We start from the raw sequence: 18,988 nt of genomic DNA, 5'->3' as shown, positions 1-18,988 counted from the left end.
TTACCAGTATTTTTGGTTAGAAGTTCCATAGAGTTCAAGAACTCTCTGTGCGTCGTTTTTCTTTTTCGCTCTTAGGTAGCTTACAGAAATGTTCTTATTAGTGTAGTAGCGTACAAGGCTGTGGTAATCCTTTACCTCTTTGTACACACGATCAATAATATCCATACGCTCTTTGTCGTTTAGCGAAAGGCTTGAAGAGGTTATAATTTGCTTCAATTCTTTCAGCAGTTCGGTACTTTCATTGAGCAGTGCCGAATAACCATTGCCGATTGCAACCAATTCCTGTGGTGTGAAATTGGGATCGTTCATCATTTTTCCAAAGTTCTGAACATATATTTCGGACACATCGCCTACCAACAATACGGTTTGCTGTACTTTACGGGCATCTTTCACAAGGTTGTTGATAGCTTTTAGCTTGTCGTAATATTCCTTGCCCTGATCGTACACTTTTTTCACTTCGTTGAAGTTCTTTACGACATTGCTCACGGTGGAAGAAGTCTGTATGATTTCGTTCGCACTGTTGATAATTCCTGATGCCAGATTTGCAGGGTCAGTTACTACAAATTGAGCTTTCGCTGATGGTGCTACGGCGAGCATTAGTGCCGTACACACCAGATACAATACTTTTTTCATTGTTTCTGAATTTTTAAATTGTTAATTGACTATTGATTTACTTTGTCCCGCCTTTGCATTGCGATATGCTTGATGGCGAGTTCTACATTGCCGTCCAGTTCAGCAGCAAGCTGCATCACTTCCATTTTTTCGGTTTCTTCGGTGGTGTAAGCAAGGTATTCCTCCAAACTAACTTCGGTGGCATAGACTGCCGAGTGCGTACCACCTAAGCCTATCCAAACCTCTTTGTAAAGTCGGCTTGCATCGTTGTTCATATTGATAGAAAGTACCTGCCCTTTTTCCTTATCTGTAAGCCCCAACATCGCCTGTATATCATCAAACTTGTTCATATACTTTCGTTGGTCTAAAAGGATTTTACAGTCAGAGTTATTGATGATACTTTCTTTGACGATAGGCGATTGGATAATATCATCGACCTCTTGCGTTACGACAATCGCTTCTCCGAAGAATTTGCGGACGGTCTTAAAGAGATACTTGATGTATTCTGCCATTCCTTCTTTGGCAATCGCTTTCCAAGCCTCTTCAATTAAGATGAGTTTGCGAATACCTTTCAGCCTACGCATCTTGTTAATGAAGACTTCCATAATGATAATGGTAACTATGGGAAAGAGGATTTTATGGTCTTTTATCGCATCAATTTCAAAGACAATAAAGCGTTTGGAAAGCAGGTCTAACTGCTTATCGGAATTGAGCAAATAATCATACTCACCGCCCTTGTAGTAGGGTTCGAGTACGTTAAGGAAATTGGCAATGTCAAAGTCTTTTTCCCTTACCTGTTTTTCTTCGAGTACCTTGCGGTAATCGCCTTTTACATACTCATAGAAGCCATTGAATGATGGATAAATATCTTCCTGTTTGATGCGCTCGATATAGCCTGATACAGCATTCGATAATGCTACTTCTTCTGAACGGGTTGGTGGTTCATCATCACGTTTCCAGAGTGTCAGTATCAAAGTCTTGATACTTTCACGCTTCTCAATATCGAATACGCCATCATCGGTATAGAAAGGATTAAAGGCAATTGGGTTGTCTTCTGTATAAGTAAAGTAAACACCGTCTTCGCCTTTGGTTTTACCTTTAATGAGTTCGCACAAACCTTGATAAGAATTTCCGGTGTCCACAAGCAAAACGTGAGCGCCTTGCTCGTAATACTGCCTAACCATATGGTTTGTGAAGAACGATTTACCACTTCCCGATGGACCGAGTATAAACTTGTTCCGGTTTGTGATTATGCCACGCTTCATAGGCAAATCCGATATATCCAAATGGATAGGCTTTCCGGTCAGGCGGTCAGCCATTTTGATACCGAATGGCGAAGGCGAATTGTGGTAATTGGTTTCTTCCGTGAAGAAGCATAATGCAGGTTCGATAAAGGTGTAAAAACTTTCCTCTGCGGGAAAATCACCTGCATTACCCGGTATTCCTGCCCAGTACAATGTTGCTACATCGGTAGTGTTGTGTCTGGGTTTACATTCCATCAATGCTAAAGCACTACCACAATCATTTTTTAGCTGTTTCAGTTCTGCCGCATCATCCGACCACGTCATAATGTTGAAGTGAGCACGAACAGAAGATAGCCCAAAACTGTGGGCTTCGTTTAGGTACTTTTCTATCCACTCTTTGTTGATTTGGTTGGCACGACTGTAACGAGCCAGTGAGTGCATATTCCTTGCGGACTTCTCAAACTTTTGTAGATTGGCTTCGCTGTTATCCAAAAACAAATATTGGTTGTAAATGTGGTTGCAGTTTAACAACAAGCCCACAGGTGCGGCGAATGACAAACGGCAATCACTTCGGTCGGTAGATAGCTTTTCAAAACGGGTATCAGCCGATACCGTTCCGGGTAAATCGTCAGTATCGGACAAGGTGTGCAGGCTCAACCTTTTGTTCCCGATACGGACTTCTTCCGTTCCGAGAGCGATGTCCTGCATCGGTGTTCCAGCTTCCCTTGATAGCGTAAGGTACTGTTCCAATAATCCCTGTTTTTCGTCCGTTCCGATAATGTCATCTTCGGTAAGACGTTTCAGGGTTATGAAACCGCTATCGTTTAAGATACGTTCAAACTGTGCCACCGCTTCCATAAAGCGGTGTATCGTTTCCTTGTTCCTGATTTCCTTTGGTATCAGCGAACCTTTGCAAAGCGATGAAAAATTACTTTGCATACGCATACGCTCTTTAGTTGTCTTGGTTAAAAAGAGGTAGCAGTAATGGTTTAGGAACGGTCGCTCATTAAAATGACGTTGGTAAGACTTCGATAAAAAGCTCTGGTCTTCGATTGCCAAATTGGGCGTATAGCTTTCCTTAATATACCAATCCTGTTTGTGAATAACTGTAAAATCAGGCAAGGTCTTGATAGCCTTATGCCAGGCGGAATGAATGGCTTCATATTCCGCAGAAGCTACAGTAAACAGTTCCGGCAAACGAACCTCAAAGCAGGCGGTAATATCTGCATCTTTGGAAAGAATGCAGTTGTTTTCCACCGCCAATAAAGGAAATTTATTTTCCAGCGTTGTTGTTTTAGATACATTTCTCATACTGCATTCTGTTTAGATGTGAATTTTAAATAGAGGTGTACAGGCTTGCGACAGATGATGTATCGAGGATGCCTTTTATTAGCGGCTATCTTCATTAATCCGTGTTCGCCATATTTCCTGTTCAGTGAAAAGGTCTGCCACACAATCAGCGAAGCACCGCCTGCTCCGAGAAAAAGGCAGATGTAAGAGTTTACGCCAGTCATATATAGTATCATCACGAAGATGAGTGTACCGAGTAGTCCGCCAGCGAAAATGAACAGGTATTGCGCTTTCAGACCCTTAAATTCCACCGTCCTTCCAATGCCTTTGTTTATGTTGTAACTGTTCATAAAGCAAAGGATTAAAGGAAGAATGAACGCAGGATGGTAGCCGCTACGATTAAGAAGATACACGCACCGAACCAGCTTGCCGCAGTCTTCGATGTGTCGGGGTCGCCTGAGCTGAATTTATTGTACACCTTAACACCTCCGATTAACCCGACGACCGCACCGATGGCGTAAATTAATTGGGTTGCTGGGTCGAAATAAGAGGTTACCATTTGGGTAGCCTCGTTGATACCTGCTGTACCGTTTCCCTGTGCGAAAGCACCAATTCCTGACAGCATAGTCACGGCTGCCAGCAAAACTTTTTTTCTCTGTTTTTCCATAATTGAAACACATTAATTTGTTATTGTTATCCCGCACCTTGCAGGCTTTCGGGACAAAGGTGTTTCAGAAATGAAGACGTTATAAGAAAGTGGCAGTCAGAGGAATTGTTTGGCGGTGAGTGGCAACCAGAACAGAGAAAAGTATTATATTAGTTGTTTTGAAAATCTAAATTTTAAAACGCAATTTTTAAATGTATATATCTAAAGTCAGCCTTGTCAATTATAGGAATTTTGCAAACGCATATTTTAATTTCAATAAAGGAATAAACACCGTTATAGGTGAAAATGGTTCAGGAAAAACCAACGTTTTTAAAGCAATAAGACTACTTTTGGAAGATGCTTCTCTACAGTTTGCCTATAAACTAACTGAAGGTGATTTTAATAGAACTTTAGACAAAGGAAGATGGAAAGGTCATTGGATTATTATCAGTATTGAATTTGATGAACTAAATGATGAAGAAGCCATTCAATCATTATTCATACACGGAACCGGTATTGCCGAAGCAGACTATGTAGAAAAAGCTACTTACAATCTTTTTTTTCGCCCAAAAGCAGACATCAGACAAAAACTTTCTGAGTTAGCTGAAGGCGACAAAGCAGGATTACAAGCTATACTTGATGATATTAATATTTTAGATAATTATGAAACGTTTTTCACAGGGAAGAGCACAGCGGATTTTAACGACCCTGAAGTGTACAAAGAACTTGTAGGTGATTTTGAAAATGTCATTTTTCCTTCTACTATCGATGCCTCAAAATTTGGTTCCAAAATCCCTCATCAATTATCTGTTGCAAAAGAAGTTTCATTTACTTTTATACAGGCACTAAGAGATGTTGTAAGTGATTTCCATAATAACAGAACCAATCCGTTACTCACCCTTTTAAAAAATAAAAGTGGCGAAATAAAAGATGCTGATTACCAGCCTATAAGCGATTTAGTAAAAGAATTAAATGAAAGCATTGAAGCACTTCCAGATGTACAGACTATCCGTGATGATATTAAAACTACAATTCAAGATGCTGTTGGCCTTACCTATTCTCCCTCGTCCTTATCTATAAAATCCAGTGTTCCTGATGAAGCAGAAAAACTGCTCCAATCCTTGAAATTATTTATTGGAGAACCAGGAGAAGAATATGAAGGCGGTATCCACGAATTAAGCTTAGGAGGTGCTAATCTTATTTTTCTGACCTTAAAACTTTTGGAATTTAAATATCGAAAATCAAAAGATACTTTCGCAAATTTCTTAATTATAGAGGAGCCAGAGGCTCATATCCATAATCACATTCAGAAAACATTGTTCGATAAATTAGATTATGGTGATACTCAAATAATATATTCAACCCATTCTACTCAAATATCTGAAGTTAGTAATGTGGAAAATATAAACATCTTAGCTAAAAAATTAAATTTTGCAGAGGTTTATCAGCCTTCTACAGGCTTAGGTGCAGAAAACATCAATCAGGTACAACGTTACTTGGATGCTGTAAGAACCAATTTGCTCTTTGCTAAAGGTGTGATTTTGGTAGAGGGTGACGCCGAAGAAATTTTAATACCAATTATGGTGAAGAACGTTTTTGGGATAAGCTTGGACGAGTTAGGAATAAGTTTGATAAACATTAGAAGCACAGGGTTTGAAAATGTTGCGCAACTTTTCCATAATGACAGGATACAAAGGAAATGTGCTATTCTTACTGATTTAGATGATGCTATTTGTGATACCACAATTAATGATGATGATAGTGAACGATTAAAAAAGTATAAGAAAAAAGTTGAAGCATCTAAACAAAAAGGTTTAGAGCGTAAAGCTAAGTTAGATGCTTTTGAGGCTGGAAACGATTGGTTAAAAGCATTTTATGCTGATTATACATTTGAAATAGATTTTCTTTCAGAAGGAAATGAAGATGAAATATTAGCAATTATTGATAAAGTTTATATCGATCCACCAACAAGAGAACTTGCTAAAGAAGATATTGAAAATCCTGATGTTGCTGTTTATGGAAAACGAGTGCTTACAATGGCAAAACAGGAAGGTAAGGGCTGGTTTGCAATTATGCTTGGCAAACATATTTCTTATAAGACTGAAATTCCAGCTTACATTCTTGATGCTATCCTTTTTGCAAAAGAAACCTATTCCTCAAATATTGTTGCTGACATTATCCAGTATAGAATGAATAAGTATTTTGAAAATGATGATACAATAGATTTTACAAGTTGTAATGTGGAACTTTTAAAATATAGAAATGGAACAAATAAATTGGAAGACTTAGCTTTTGACTTTGACCTTGTACTACCAGACGACCAAATATTAACGCTAATAGATAAACTGAAGTAGTTATGTTTATTTGGGAGAAAGACAGTATAAATAAAGAACAGGAGGATGCAATTCTTGAAGATAACAGCGTTCTTCTTATCGCTTGTCCCGGAAGCGGTAAAACGAGAACCCTTACATTCAAAATTGCTTATGAGTTAAGCAGGTTGAAATCAGACAAGGAATTCGTTATAGCCATAACCTATACTAATAGGGCTTCCGATGAGATAAAGGAGCGTGTTGAGTTATTAGGTGTTGATACGACACAATTATGGATTGGCACTATTCATTCATTTTGTATGGAATGGATTTTAAAACCTTATCATTTGTATTCTGAACGTTTGAAGAATGGTTTTAAAGTTATCAATTCTTTTGACAGTGAGAAGATTTTAACAGAACTATGCGAACCCTATAAAAAAGAGAAAATAACCTATTATGATTGTGGCATCCTTGCCAAAACTGATAATTTCTATTTGACTTGTCTAGATACAAAAAAACATAATTCATTACAAAAAATTCTTGGGGAATATTTTGCAATCCTTGAAAAAAATCGACAGATTGATTTTGAACAAATTTTGTTTTACGCTTATGAAATACTCAAATCAAAACCAGTTGTAGCAAATATTCTATCCAAATTATTCCCTTTTATTTTAATTGATGAGTATCAGGATACTAAGGAAATACAGTATCACATCATATCTATAATATTAAGCGTAAGCAAAGGGAATTCAAAAACACTTATTGTTGGCGACCCAAACCAATCTATTTACGACTCGCTGGGAGGCTTCCCAATGCCTAAAGATGAATTAGAAAAATTATTAGGCTTTGAATTGACACCACTAAGCTTAGATAAAAATTATAGATCATCGTCGGCTATCATCAGCTATTTTGATTATTATAAAACTTTTGAAACTCCAATTATTGCATTTGGCAATGGAAAAGATTACCCCAGTACAATTACATTCAATTCAGTTGTCTCAGTAGATGATTTAATTGAAGAATTAGCTCAGTTAATTTTGTACAATGTAGAAACAGCTGGAATTAGCCCAAACGAAATATGCATCACTGCCCCACAATGGGTACATATCGCAAGCATTACAAGAAAACTTATCATCAGACTTCCTGATTTCAGTTTTGACGGACCAGGGATGGCTCCGTTTTCTCGGGATATTGATAATTTTTGGTTCAAAGTTTCAAGAGTTGCATTGACAGAACCTTCTCCATTTATGTACGTAAGAAGGTTAAGGTGGAGTAAAGAAATATTAAATGAACTAGATAGTACAGGAGTTGATGTTTTAAATATAAGTAGTAAAGAATTTTTGAGAATTTGTAATTCTTTTGAGATAAACGAGACAGACGGTTTAACTTATTTAAAAATTTTCTTTAATCAGATTTGTGAAAAGTTAAAAATTGTACTGCCCAATTTTCCCTTGTTAGATGAACATTTTAATTCATTTTTTACAAGTTCGGAAAGTAGAATTCAGAGACTGATTGATGAAGGAAATCCATACATAGGGGATATTGAAAATTTCAGAAAAGTATTCAGACAACGAGATGGAATTACTGTTTCCACAATACACGGAACTAAAGGTGAAGAATACGATGCAGTTATTGGCTTTGGCTTATTGGACGGTTATGTTCCTCATTTTAATGATAATAATGGTATTGAAAATTCAAAGAAACTCTTGTATGTATTAGCTTCGAGAGCAAGAAAAAATTTACATCTTATTTCTGAAAAAAATAGAAATGTTCATAAGTTTTATGCGCCAGATGGAAAGCCTCCAACTTCACATTTGCTTGAATATGCCTATGATTATTCTTTCCAAAAATTTGAGGGGGATGGATTGAGCCATTAAAAAAATAAATTACGATGCCATTAAAAATAAATGTACCCTACAGCGATAAAGACATTGCCAAATCAAAAGGTGCTTTTTGGGATGTAGAACAAAAAACGTGGTTTGTTCCTGACCATAAGGATATTAATGATTTCCAACAATGGATAAACAAATCAAAAGTATCGGTTATTATAAAATCGCCCGTATCAATTGCTTTAAATAGTAGTGATTGCTATAAATGTGCAAACAAAACTGCTGTCATTTCCTTAGCTTCAAATAATTTTTATTATTTGAATACTGACGAAAATGAGGATGAAAAATGGTTTCGAGCCGATGGATGGTCTTTTTTTAGTATGCCAGTATTCATCGAAAATGAACTTGTAGGCAAAATCAATAAATTATTTCCAAATTATAAAATTGCGTATTCTAAAACGGCGGAAAGTAGTTATTGGGCAAATCATTGTGAACATTGTGGTGCCTTGCAAGGCGATTTTTTTCTACATTCAGAACCTGGTGGTGCTTTCTTTCCTTTAGAAATAGAAGAATATGAACAATTAACTTTCATTACTGTTCCGTCAAAATTTGATATAGAAATAGATGCTGATTATTCTTGGTTGAGCAATTCTGATGACATTCCTGTCTATGCTAAATCAATAACCTACGAAGAATTTTTAGAACAGAAAAAATAAGAAAGGGGAGTTTGCCTAAACAAACTCCCCAATGTCAAAATCACTCAAATCACTTTTCCGCAAAGTGGAAGAACCGGCTTCCGTTTCAGATGAAAGGGTGCTATCCAAAAGCTCGGCTATTTTTCGGGAAGCATCTTCCATAGAATTTTCCAATAGGCTGAATAATTCGGTTCCCTGTATTTTTTGAACTATGGCTATCGCTGTTTCCTTTTGGGCTGGTTCCAATTCTTCTTTTTGGAGCAACATCCCCACGGAGCTTAGTTCTTCAAAGGTAACCCCTTGGGCAAAACCGTTATCACCACCAGACATTCCGTACCTGTTCCATTCTTCTTCCTCTTCCTCCAAATCAGGCATATTTCTGAAAACTTCGTCCAGCTCTTCCTGCGGAATTTGAACACTTACGTTTTCATTTTCGTCGTATTCAATGTCTAAATTAGCAGGGTTTATTTCGTTTTCCTGAATTTGGCGTTCAGTGGTAGTGTTTGGCACTGAAAGGCGTTCTATAGGTTTGGGCTGTCCCATAATATCGGGTAAGTTCGGGTTGACTTTTTTATGCGGAGGGTCTTGTTTCGACCTTTTATGAATTACAATTTTATCCTGCAATAGCAGGACAATGACTATGAGTAGGCATATCACAATTACTATTTCCATAGCTTATAGAATAGGTTTAAAATGTTCGTTGAAATAATCGGTAATATCTTCACCGTACTCCCTGAAATGATGTTCGAGAATGTTGTCAATGTAAGAGTAGAGCGTTGTTCTTTCCTCCCTTGTCAGTTGAACGATGCGGAGCAATCTTTCGTGGTATTCAGGGCGTATGTAAACGACCTTGCCGTTACGCCCCGATGGAAACCGATTGACCAAAAACGTTTCCTCATAGTCCACTTTTTTTGATGAACTGTTACGGGCTTTTTCCCTTGGCTTGGTTTCCTTTGGTACATCCTGCTTTTTGTTATTGCTCGGTGGAGCTACAAGCTCATCGCCGCTTATGATGTTCATAAGGTATTCCTCATCAACATTGGGCTTTTCAAAATCGTTGTTTTTGTTATTTGAAGCCATACTTTACTGTTTTTATAGATGAGTGATTTTTAAAAATTCCTCGACAAACAAATCCATTTTCGTTGCTTTCATCAACTGTGGTTCAGCAGGCAGCAAACTTGATCGGAACACATAACTGCCTGTGTCGTCTGTTTCCTTTCGGAAACGTTTGCTGTCCATTATTCTTGCTTCCATTATGGGTAGGTTGAGTTCTTTGATGACATTTTGATAAGCATCATACAATCCTGTTCTTTCCCTCCCGTCCACTTGGTTCCAAAATAGCCACATCTCTTGTTCGGGATTTCCCTCGTCCGTTTGGGGAAGTCCGAGAAAGGCCTTGGTAAAGCCCAATGTACTTTCCACTACCAAACGATCGGCAGTAATGGGCGAAAAGATAAAGTCCATTTTTTTCAAGGTAGTCAGTACGCCTTTGGTATTGGCTGTTCCGGGCAGATCGAAGAAAACCACATCCGGTTCAACCGCCGACTGGCTTGTATATTCCGATGCTTTATCCAAAGCCGTTTCAGCCTTGCATTTAATAATCGGGTACGCTTTTTTGTTGATGGTTTGAAACTGCTTCATTGCTGCCTTTTTATGGTAGTCGTTCTGCATTATGGTTCTCTTATCCCTTTCACGCATATTGGTCAGGCTGTGTTGTGGAAAGTCACAGTCCATCACCAGTACATTAAAACCTAAACGGTAATGAAGCACACTTGCCAGCAAGGTGGTCATCGTGGATTTTCCCACACCGCCCTTTTGGGTGGAGAAGCTGATTTTTAAAGTTTTCTTTGTTGTTTCCATTATTTAAAAATTTATTGTTACACACTTTATCTGTTTTGTAGGATTGAATATTGGTTTATCTGATTATTACCTCGTTCATATATTCCTGCATTCCCTTTTGGGTGCTTTCCTGCACAGGTATTTGCTTTCATTTTTGCCTTGTTAGGTACATTCTTTGGCAAGTGGAAAAACTTGCAACAGGTAAATTGCTTTACCGCTTTTATGCTTTTACACTTTTATTGTTTTATGCTTTTAAAACCTTATGCTTTTATTCCAAACTATCTGTTTGCAAACCTGATTTTCTTCTTTGTTTAGATACATTTTTTACTACCTGCACTAAAATTCTACGGCAAATAAAGCGATTGATTTAACCGCTGATTGAGCTGTGGCAGTGTTTGGCGTTCAAAGGCAGTGTTTGGTACTGCTATACAGTACAATGCTTTCGTAAACAGGGCTTTACTTTGTAAAATGATTTTTATTAACGGATTTATGCAAAAGTCTTTTGACAAATTGGAGGGTAACGGGAACGGCTTCTATCCGTTTTTCCCTGTTACATCCAATCCGTCCCGCAGGGCGGATTTTTGTGTTCAACAGAACACGGCAAGTTGTGTTTTGAGGCACTCGAAACCGAGTTTAGTGCCTCAAAACAACTTGCCCTGCTGGGGGCAGAAAACACCTTCCGAAGTCAGGGTTTTGTATGATTTTAAAATGGATTAGTGATGAACGAGAATAGCAACAGTAAACAGAATAAGGGCGGACGGACACCTAAAACCGACCCAAGCATCCACCGCCACGTTTTCCGTCTTACAGATGAAGAAAACGCCAAACTTTTATCGCTTTTTGAAGCATCGGGAATGACCAATAAAGCGAAGTTTATCATTTCCCTAATGTTTGGTAAGGAAATGAAATCGGTTAAGATTGATAAAGGAACAGTTGATTTTTATATGCGGCTGACCTCTTTTCACAGCCAGTTCCGTTCCGTAGGCGTGAACTATAATCAGATTGTAAAGCTATTGTACAAGAATTTTTCCGAGAAAAAGGCAGCAGCATTCCTGTATAAACTGGAAAAACAGACGGCAGAAATGGCAATGCTTTGTCAAAAAATCATTCAGATAAGCGAGGAATTTGAAGCCAAACACCTGAAAAAATAGCGGTAGAAATGATAGCAAAAATTGGAAGAAGCGCAAATTTGTACGGGGCGTTGGCATACAATCAGCTTAAAGTAGAGAATGAAAACGGGCAAATTTTATTCGCCAACAAGATGATTGAAAATGCAAGCGGTCATTATTCCGTTACACAATTAGCCCAGTCTTTTGCCCCTTACCTGATTGCTAACCGCAATACAGAGAAACATACCCTGCATATTTCACTCAATCCCGACCCGAATGATAAAGTAAGTGATGATAAATTTCGGGAAATGGCAGAAGAATATATGCGGGAGATGGGCTACGGCGAACAGCCCTTTGTCGTATTCAAACATACCGATATTGACCGCAGCCATATCCATATTGTATCGGTTTGCGTGGACGAGCAGGGTAAAAAGATTTCGGACAAGTTCGAGAAAATGCGTTCTATGAACCTTTGCCGTGAACTGGAAAGAAAGCACGACTTAATACCTGCAACCGATAAAGAGCGCAATCAGAATGACAAGGTTTTTCGTCCGGTAGATTATCGGGCAGGCGATGTAAAAAGCCAAATTGCATCAGTCGTTCGCCACCTGCCGAATTATTACCAATACCAGACTTTGGGCGAATACAATGCCTTACTGTCCCTGTTCAATATTACCACCGAAAAAGTGCAGGGCGAACTGCACGGAAAAATGCAGGGTTTGCTATACGTTCCCCTGAATGAAAAAGGAGAAAGAGCCGGACATCCGTTCAAGGCTTCCCTGTTCGGGAAGAGCGCAGGGCTACCTGCTTTGGAACTGCATTTTGCGAAATGCAAAACAGCTTTAAAAGACCACCCAAGTAAGCATACCCTAAAAGCTGCAATTACAATTGCCCTGAAATCCACGAGCGATGAACAGGCTTTCAAAAAGCAGTTGGCTGAACAGGGCATTAACGTAGTGGTACGCCGGAACGATACAGGGCGTATTTATGGCATCACTTTCATAGACCACAATTCAAAAGCGGTTTGGAACGGTTCACGTTTAAGCACTGAACTTTCTGCCAATATCTTTAATGATTATTGGAACAATAACATCAAACCGGAGATAAAAGAAGCTTCCGTGCCAATACCCAAGCAATCCACATCAAATGATGCGGATCTTCCTGCGGAAGAACCACACCATTTGTTCGACTTCTTAACTACGGATAAACACGAAGACGGTTTGGTTGAAGCATTGGGCGGTTTACTGCCCGAAGCACAGGGAGAAGATTACGAAGAACAGGACTTTGCCAATAAGATGAAGAAGAAACGCAAACGCCAAAGAGGTCAGAAATAGTAATTAGCCAAATACTGCCACACAACGCCACTGGCTGCCACATTCTTATAGCCACTCCATAGAGCCTTTAAATTCACGCCCGAACATTAAAACTTAAAATAATGCAGGGAGAAGACGATTTAAGAGGGCTTGCCAAGATAATGGCTTTTATGCGGGCAGTCAGTATTCTATTGGTGCTGATGCACCTTTATTGGTTCTGCTACGGTTTCTTTTTAGAACGTGGTTGGACGTTGGAAGTAATCAACAAAATACTGGGCAATTTCGACCGGACGGCAGGTTTGTTTTCACATGCCTTATATACCAAAGCATTCGCTTTGGTTTTGTTGGCTTTGAGTTGCTTAGGAACGAAAGGCGTAAAGAATGAGAAGATAACCTGGTCTAAAATATACGTGGCTTTGGGCTTGGGCTTTGTGCTGTTCTTCCTGAACACACCATTGTTGAAGCTATCACCGGCAACAGGCACTTTCCTGTATATGCTGACTATCTCTTTAGGTTATATCGCTTTGCTGATGGCGGGCGTATGGATGAGCCGATTGCTGCGCACTAACCTAATGGACGATGTTTTTAATAACGAAAACGAGAGCTTCCAACAGGAAACAAAATTGATGGAAAACGAGTATTCCGTAAACCTGCCCACCAAATTTTACTACAAAGGCAAATGGAGCAACGGTTGGATAAACATTGTAAATCCTTTCAGGGCATCAATCGTGTTGGGTACTCCGGGTTCTGGTAAATCGTATGCTATCGTGAACAACTACATTAAGCAGCAGATTGAGAAAGGCTTTAGTATGTATATCTACGATTTCAAGTTTGACGACCTTTCTACTATTGCCTACAATCACTTACTGAAGCATCGGGACAAGTACAAAGTTCAGCCGAAATTTTACGTGATAAACTTTGACGACCCCCGCAAGAGCCACCGATGTAACCCGCTCAATCCCGACTTTATGACGGATATATCCGATGCTTACGAAGCCGCTTATACCATAATGCTAAACCTCAACAGGTCGTGGATACAGAAACAAGGCGATTTTTTCGTGGAAAGTCCTATTATCCTGTTAGCCGCCATTATTTGGTATCTGAAAATCTATGATAATGGTAAGTATTGCACATTCCCACACGCCATTGAATTACTGAATAAAAAGTATTCAGACGTATTTACGATACTGACCTCATACCCCGATTTGGAAAATTACTTGTCGCCCTTTATGGATGCGTGGCAAGGTGGAGCACAAGACCAATTACAGGGGCAGATTGCTTCGGCTAAAATCCCTTTGTCAAGAATGATTTCGCCGAGCTTGTATTGGGTAATGACGGGCGACGACTTTTCATTGGACATCAACAACCCGAACGAGCCGAAAATTTTGTGCGTGGGTAACAACCCCGACCGCCAAAATATTTATTCGGCAGCTTTGGGTTTATACAATTCAAGAATTGTCAAACTCATCAACAAAAAAGGACAATTAAAGAGTTCGGTTATCATAGATGAGTTGCCCACGATATATTTCAGAGGATTGGACAATCTCATCGCAACGGCGAGAAGTAATAAGGTAGCGGTATGTTTGGGCTTTCAGGATTTTTCGCAATTAACGAGGGATTACGGCGACAAAGAAAGTAAGGTAATACAGAATACCGTCGGCAATATATTCAGTGGGCAGGTGGTTGGAGAAACTGCCAAAAGCCTATCGGAACGCTTCGGTAAAGTATTGCAGAAACGCCAAAGTATGACGATCAATCGTAACGATAAATCTACCTCTATCTCCACACAGTTAGACAGCCTCATTCCGGCTTCTAAAATCTCAACACTTACACAAGGGATGTTTGTGGGTTCTGTATCGGATAACTTCGATGAACGTATTGAGCAAAAAATATTTCACGCTGAAATTGTGGTAAATAATGAAAAGGTAGCTGCCGAAACCAAAGCCTATCAAAAGATACCACAAATCCTATCCTTTGTAGATGACAGCGGAACAGACAATATGAAGCAGGAAATTGAAAGCAACTATAAACGCATAAAATCCGACATCATACATATTATTGAAAACGAAATGGAGCGGATCAAGAACGACCCAAACTTACAGCATTTGATACAATAAAAGAAAATTGTCGTTTGAGAAAGTTAGTTCAATTGTGGAATTTCAAAAAACGCCTTTAATGTTTTAAACTAAATTTCGGATATAAATCCGTTTTCTGTTCTTGCTCCTTTTATCGAGAAAGGCTATTTCTAACGTTCTTCGTGATATATACACTTTGATTAAACATTTTTTCACGTAAAAGAATAATAAATAAATCAGGAATCAAAATTGTAAAAATGTGGTTTGGTAACATTTGTTACAATATATTATAAACGCTAACTATACTTTTACGCATAAACATAAATAGTAAGGGTATGAAAGCACATTATCAAATAGTCATAATTGGAGCTGGTACAGCCGGTATTATGACAGCAGCTCAGCTTTTAAAAAAGGATAAGTCACTTGACATTGTCATCATTGATCCGGCAGAGATGCACTATTATCAACCAGCCTGGACATTGGTCGGAGCAGGAACTTATGATTTCGACAAAACGGCAAAACCTATTAGAGATTTAATTCCGCGAGGTGTAGAATGGATCCGGGATTCTGTGACCGAATTCTTTCCCGAGCAAGCCAAAATAAAAACACAACAAGGGCAGGTAATTAGTTACAGTTATCTCATTGTTGCTCCCGGATTAGTAAATAACCTTTCCCTAATAGAGGGACTGGAAGAAGCCGTAAAAAAAGGCATTGTATGCAGTAACTATATAGATCCAAAATATACATGGGAATGCCTAAAGAGCTTTAAGGGTGGAAATGCGGTTTTTACCCAACCTACAACCCCTATAAAATGTGGCGGAGCTCCTCAGAAAATCATGTACCTGGCGGCAGACTATTTTCGCAGGAATGGATTAGACAAAAAGTCAAATGTAGTGTTTGCAACTCCCGGTACGGTCATCTTTGGCGTAAAGCGGATTGCGGATACATTGATGAAAGTCATCCATCGATACAATGTACATTTTAAACCTTTTTATGCTCCCGTTAAAATAGATGCAGACAAAAAAATAGTCTATTTCAAAAGTGTAACTCCCGATGATAACAACTGTATTGTAAACGAAGGTAATGTTTTGGGAGAAAAGCAACAAGGTGATTCATTGATTGAAATGCCTTTTGATTTGTTACACTTAGCTCCACCTCAAACAGCTCCAAAGTTTGTAAAAGAATCTGTATTGGTGAATGAAGCAGGTTGGTTAGATGTGGATATCAATAGTCTTCAACACAAAAAATATCTGAATATTTTCGGGATTGGAGACGTAGCCGCATTACCAACCGCAAAAACCGGAGCAGCCATACGCAAACAAGCTCCTGTAGTGGTTGATAATATTCTCAAACTCATCAAAGGAAAAACTGCTGATAATAAATCTTACCAAGGATATTCATCTTGTCCCTTAGTAACAGGTTACGGAAAAATGGTATTGGCAGAGTTTAATTACAAAAACGAATTCACACCTGACCCAAAACTTAAAATGATGCTTATCTCTGACAGTTCAAAAGAACACTGGCGTTTGTGGCTGTTAAAAAAATATATGCTCCCATATTTGTATTGGCATAAAATGATGAAAGGCGAAGATGTTTAGTCTTGTGTAACCTATGTAACAGACTATCTCTTTTTATAATCCGAAATTTGCAACAATAAAAAAAAATGAAACTATAATTTATGGAATGGATTTTAGAACCGTGGCCGTGGTATGTAAGTGGGCCATTAATTGCATTGACGATGTTTGTTTTACTTTATATAGGTAAAAATTTTGGAATGTCGTCCAATTTAAGAACACTGTGCACCATGTGCGGTGCCGACAAAACTTGTGATTTTTTCTGTTTCGACTGGAAAGCACAACGCTGGAATTTATTGGTAATGAGCGGAGCTATCATCGGTGGATTTTTAGCTTCAAATTATCTGTCGGATAATCAAATACCTGATTTAAACCCGAAAACGGTTGAGCATTTAAAGGAAATAGGTTTTGAAAGTGCCGGGAAAGCATACGTACCGACAGAATTGTTTGGACCGGAAGCATTTTCAGATCCTAAGACATTGGCTATACTATTGATAGGAGGTATATTGGTTGGTTTTGGAGCACGTTACGCAGGTGGTTGTACTTCAGGTCATGCCATATCAGGTATCAGTAATTTACAGTTACCGTCATTGATTGCTACTATTGGATTTTTCATTGGAGGATTAATTATGGTACATCTTATTTTTCCTTTAATTTTTTAATACCGATGAAAAGGCTGGTGGTAATGCTGGTTGTAGTTATACTTTCTCAACCAATAAAAGCACAGGAAAACCACACAAAAGATACCGTTGAAAATAAATCATTGGTTTCATATCTGAAAGAAGGCGAAATCAGCGGTCATATCCGAAACTATTTTCTGACAACAGAAAACAATCATGGGAATGATTATCATGCCAATGCCATTGGAGGTGTATTAAGTTATGAAACCAAATCGTACAAGGGTTTTCAGTTAGGTGTTTCAGGGATATTTACCTACAAACTGTTTTCATCAGATTTGAATAAACCTTACGATCAGACCAATAAATCATCACGGTGGGAACAGGAACTATTCGATGTAAATCATAAGGACAATTTTAAAGATTTGGACAGATTGGAGGAACTGTATATCAAATATCATTGGAAAAATTCGTACGTAACCTATGGGAAAATTCCGGTAGAATATACGCCCTTATTGAATAAAAGCGATGGAAGAATGAAGCCTTTTGCCTTTCAGGGAGCTTGGCTGCATCTAAAAGATGAAAAATTTCATGCTGATATAGCCTGGATTCATAGATTTTCCCCGAGATCAATGACAGAATGGTTTTCAATGGATGAGGTTATAGGACTTACCGATAACGGCTATTTACCAAACGGAGAAAAAGCCGATTACAAAGAAACAACGCATTCACAAGGATTAGCGATTGTGCATTTGGGAAAGGGACTTAAAAATTTGAAAGCCAATTTTTGGAATTTTCATTTGGATAAATTCATCAACACCTCCTGGTTGCAACTGGAGTATACAAAAAAGAATTGGGAGCTTGGCATGGTTTATTCTTATCAGATTCCGAATGCTTACCAAGAAAATTTGCCTTACGAAAATCGGTATGTGCAGCCAAATGAAAACGGACAAGTAGCCAGCTTTATGCTGAAATACAATAATGGCTCATCACAATTTAAAGCAGCCTATACTAAAGCTTTTGAATCAGGCAGGTATTTATTTCCAAAGGAATTGGGACGGGATCAGTTTTACACCTCGATGACCAGAAGCCGTATCGAAGGATTCGGTGGAGTTGATGTCTTTGCTATCGGGTATCAGTACAGTTGGAAACATTTATTTTTGAATATCGATGCCACCACTACCCATGGAGCAGTAACAGATGACTATGAATTAAACAAATACAATATCGATGATTATTACCAGATCAATACACGTCTTCATTATGAATTTTCCAATTTCTTAAAAGGGCTTCATGTCGAGTTACTATATGTCTGGAAACAAAATAAGAGCGAGCATAACACAAAATTGGTTGCACAAAGAAGCGATTACAACCAAATCAATCTAATAACAAATTTTAATTTTTAAAAGCAATGAAAAATATAGTTTACTTACTAATCGGAACATTTTTCGGAATTGTTATGTACAAATCCGAAGCCGCATCATGGTTCCGGATTTATGAAATGTTCCAGTTTCAATCGATTCACATGTATGGACTGATGGGAACAGCTTTAGCAGTAGGAATAATCATAGTACAGTACATCAAAAGAAACAAAGTAAAAGACGTGAATGGCAATCCTATTGTTATTGCAGATAAGGACAAAAGTATCCCACGCTATTTAATAGGCGGTATTCTTTTTGGGTTGGGTTGGGCATTGGCAGGAGCCTGTCCGGGACCTATGTTTGTAATGACAGGAGCAGGTTATTTCCCAATATTAGTTGTAATTTTAGGAGCTGTATTAGGCACTTGGTTTTATGGATTAATAAAAAATAAGTTGCCTCATTAAAATCAAAATAA

Annotated in this window: 17 protein-coding genes; 10 read left to right on the top strand and 7 right to left on the bottom strand. The window is 38.4% G+C overall.

The features are described 5' to 3' along the window. Genes E4J94_RS02440 through E4J94_RS02425 form a run of 4 tightly spaced genes read right to left on the bottom strand, consistent with a single transcriptional unit; the run spans position 1 to position 3,813 of the window. Complete coding sequence (locus E4J94_RS02440) at positions 1-633, bottom strand: DUF4141 domain-containing protein (RefSeq protein ID WP_002978253.1); 633 nt, start codon at positions 631-633, stop codon at positions 1-3. A 29-nt stretch (positions 634-662) separates the two neighbouring features. Continuing rightward, complete coding sequence (locus tag E4J94_RS02435; RefSeq protein ID WP_135834309.1) at positions 663-3,167, bottom strand: TraG family conjugative transposon ATPase; 2,505 nt, start codon at positions 3,165-3,167, stop codon at positions 663-665. Next, positions 3,164-3,496: a DUF4133 domain-containing protein gene (locus E4J94_RS02430; protein WP_080779294.1), complete on the bottom strand. Its 333-nt coding sequence runs from the start codon at positions 3,494-3,496 to the stop codon at positions 3,164-3,166. Before E4J94_RS02430 ends, E4J94_RS02435 begins: the two co-directional genes overlap by 4 nt. Before the next feature lie 11 nt (positions 3,497-3,507). Beyond that, positions 3,508-3,813, bottom strand: a complete 306-nt coding sequence (locus E4J94_RS02425) for a DUF4134 domain-containing protein (RefSeq protein ID WP_135834308.1) — start codon at positions 3,811-3,813, stop codon at positions 3,508-3,510. 191 nt (positions 3,814-4,004) lie between these two features. On the opposite strand from E4J94_RS02425, the gene E4J94_RS02420 reads away from it, so the two are divergent. From E4J94_RS02420 to E4J94_RS02410, 3 genes are read left to right on the top strand one after another with little or no spacing between them, the layout of a single operon-like run. Further along, positions 4,005-6,146 carry an ATP-dependent nuclease gene (locus E4J94_RS02420; RefSeq protein WP_135834307.1) on the top strand — a complete coding sequence of 714 codons (2,142 nt, stop codon included), beginning with the start codon at positions 4,005-4,007 and terminating at the stop codon, positions 6,144-6,146. Between the two features lie 2 nt (positions 6,147-6,148). Further along, a complete protein-coding gene (locus E4J94_RS02415; RefSeq protein ID WP_135834306.1) occupies positions 6,149-7,978 on the top strand; it encodes a UvrD-helicase domain-containing protein in 1,830 nt (609 codons plus the stop codon). A gap of 14 nt (positions 7,979-7,992) precedes the next feature. Then, a complete protein-coding gene (locus tag E4J94_RS02410) occupies positions 7,993-8,646 on the top strand; it encodes a DUF5710 domain-containing protein (protein WP_135834305.1) in 654 nt (217 codons plus the stop codon). Between the two features lie 15 nt (positions 8,647-8,661). Here E4J94_RS02410 and E4J94_RS02405 read toward each other — a convergent pair whose 3' ends face one another. From E4J94_RS02405 to E4J94_RS02395, 3 genes are read right to left on the bottom strand one after another with little or no spacing between them, the layout of a single operon-like run. Next, complete coding sequence (locus tag E4J94_RS02405) at positions 8,662-9,297, bottom strand: conjugal transfer protein TraD (protein WP_135834304.1); 636 nt, start codon at positions 9,295-9,297, stop codon at positions 8,662-8,664. A 3-nt stretch (positions 9,298-9,300) separates the two neighbouring features. After that, entirely contained in the window at positions 9,301-9,705 is a 405-nt protein-coding gene (locus E4J94_RS02400) for a DUF3408 domain-containing protein (protein WP_059136911.1), read from the bottom strand. Between the two features lie 12 nt (positions 9,706-9,717). Continuing rightward, the gene (locus tag E4J94_RS02395; RefSeq protein WP_135834303.1) at positions 9,718-10,485 is read right to left on the bottom strand and encodes a ParA family protein; all 768 of its coding nucleotides are present in this window, start codon (positions 10,483-10,485) and stop codon (positions 9,718-9,720) included. Positions 10,486-11,183: 698 nt separating this feature from the next. Here E4J94_RS02395 and mobA point away from each other — a divergent pair. From mobA to E4J94_RS02360, 7 genes are all read left to right on the top strand, one after another. Further along, a complete protein-coding gene (gene mobA, locus E4J94_RS02390) occupies positions 11,184-11,615 on the top strand; it encodes a conjugal transfer protein MobA (protein ID WP_135834302.1) in 432 nt (143 codons plus the stop codon). 8 nt (positions 11,616-11,623) lie between these two features. Beyond that, a complete protein-coding gene (mobB, locus tag E4J94_RS02385; RefSeq protein ID WP_135834301.1) occupies positions 11,624-12,907 on the top strand; it encodes a conjugal transfer protein MobB in 1,284 nt (427 codons plus the stop codon). A 101-nt stretch (positions 12,908-13,008) separates the two neighbouring features. Further along, positions 13,009-15,003 (top strand): conjugal transfer protein MobC, encoded by a 1,995-nt coding sequence (mobC, locus tag E4J94_RS02380; protein ID WP_135834300.1) that lies wholly within the window; start codon positions 13,009-13,011, stop codon positions 15,001-15,003. 293 nt (positions 15,004-15,296) lie between these two features. Next, positions 15,297-16,559: an NAD(P)/FAD-dependent oxidoreductase gene (locus E4J94_RS02375; RefSeq protein ID WP_135834299.1), complete on the top strand. Its 1,263-nt coding sequence runs from the start codon at positions 15,297-15,299 to the stop codon at positions 16,557-16,559. Between the two features lie 80 nt (positions 16,560-16,639). Then, the gene (locus tag E4J94_RS02370; RefSeq protein WP_135834298.1) at positions 16,640-17,197 is read left to right on the top strand and encodes a YeeE/YedE family protein; all 558 of its coding nucleotides are present in this window, start codon (positions 16,640-16,642) and stop codon (positions 17,195-17,197) included. 23 nt (positions 17,198-17,220) lie between these two features. Next, complete coding sequence (locus E4J94_RS02365; RefSeq protein ID WP_135834297.1) at positions 17,221-18,558, top strand: hypothetical protein; 1,338 nt, start codon at positions 17,221-17,223, stop codon at positions 18,556-18,558. 5 nt (positions 18,559-18,563) lie between these two features. After that, complete coding sequence (locus tag E4J94_RS02360; RefSeq protein ID WP_008992629.1) at positions 18,564-18,977, top strand: YeeE/YedE family protein; 414 nt, start codon at positions 18,564-18,566, stop codon at positions 18,975-18,977. Positions 18,978-18,988: the final 11 nt, after the last annotated feature.

Origin of the sequence: Empedobacter tilapiae (genome assembly GCF_004785645.1) — a bacterium.
Lineage (GTDB): Bacteria > Bacteroidota > Bacteroidia > Flavobacteriales > Weeksellaceae > Empedobacter > Empedobacter tilapiae.
The sequence above is the reverse complement of the archived record's forward strand: the minus strand, read 5'-3'. Positions and strand labels throughout refer to the sequence as shown.

Coding starts and splice junctions, on each gene's coding strand:
- E4J94_RS02375 (WP_135834299.1), top strand. CDS start 15,297: ATGAAAGCACATTATCAAATAGTCATAATTGGAGCTGGTACAGCCGGT.
- E4J94_RS02395 (WP_135834303.1), bottom strand. CDS start 10,485: ATGGAAACAACAAAGAAAACTTTAAAAATCAGCTTCTCCACCCAAAAG.
- E4J94_RS02420 (WP_135834307.1), top strand. CDS start 4,005: ATGTATATATCTAAAGTCAGCCTTGTCAATTATAGGAATTTTGCAAAC.
- E4J94_RS02415 (WP_135834306.1), top strand. CDS start 6,149: ATGTTTATTTGGGAGAAAGACAGTATAAATAAAGAACAGGAGGATGCA.
- E4J94_RS02430 (WP_080779294.1), bottom strand. CDS start 3,496: ATGAACAGTTACAACATAAACAAAGGCATTGGAAGGACGGTGGAATTT.
- E4J94_RS02360 (WP_008992629.1), top strand. CDS start 18,564: ATGAAAAATATAGTTTACTTACTAATCGGAACATTTTTCGGAATTGTT.
- mobC (WP_135834300.1), top strand. CDS start 13,009: ATGCAGGGAGAAGACGATTTAAGAGGGCTTGCCAAGATAATGGCTTTT.
- E4J94_RS02400 (WP_059136911.1), bottom strand. CDS start 9,705: ATGGCTTCAAATAACAAAAACAACGATTTTGAAAAGCCCAATGTTGAT.
- E4J94_RS02405 (WP_135834304.1), bottom strand. CDS start 9,297: ATGGAAATAGTAATTGTGATATGCCTACTCATAGTCATTGTCCTGCTA.
- E4J94_RS02410 (WP_135834305.1), top strand. CDS start 7,993: ATGCCATTAAAAATAAATGTACCCTACAGCGATAAAGACATTGCCAAA.
- E4J94_RS02370 (WP_135834298.1), top strand. CDS start 16,640: ATGGAATGGATTTTAGAACCGTGGCCGTGGTATGTAAGTGGGCCATTA.
- E4J94_RS02365 (WP_135834297.1), top strand. CDS start 17,221: ATGCTGGTTGTAGTTATACTTTCTCAACCAATAAAAGCACAGGAAAAC.
- mobA (WP_135834302.1), top strand. CDS start 11,184: ATGAACGAGAATAGCAACAGTAAACAGAATAAGGGCGGACGGACACCT.
- E4J94_RS02435 (WP_135834309.1), bottom strand. CDS start 3,167: ATGAGAAATGTATCTAAAACAACAACGCTGGAAAATAAATTTCCTTTA.
- E4J94_RS02440 (WP_002978253.1), bottom strand. CDS start 633: ATGAAAAAAGTATTGTATCTGGTGTGTACGGCACTAATGCTCGCCGTA.
- E4J94_RS02425 (WP_135834308.1), bottom strand. CDS start 3,813: ATGGAAAAACAGAGAAAAAAAGTTTTGCTGGCAGCCGTGACTATGCTG.
- mobB (WP_135834301.1), top strand. CDS start 11,624: ATGATAGCAAAAATTGGAAGAAGCGCAAATTTGTACGGGGCGTTGGCA.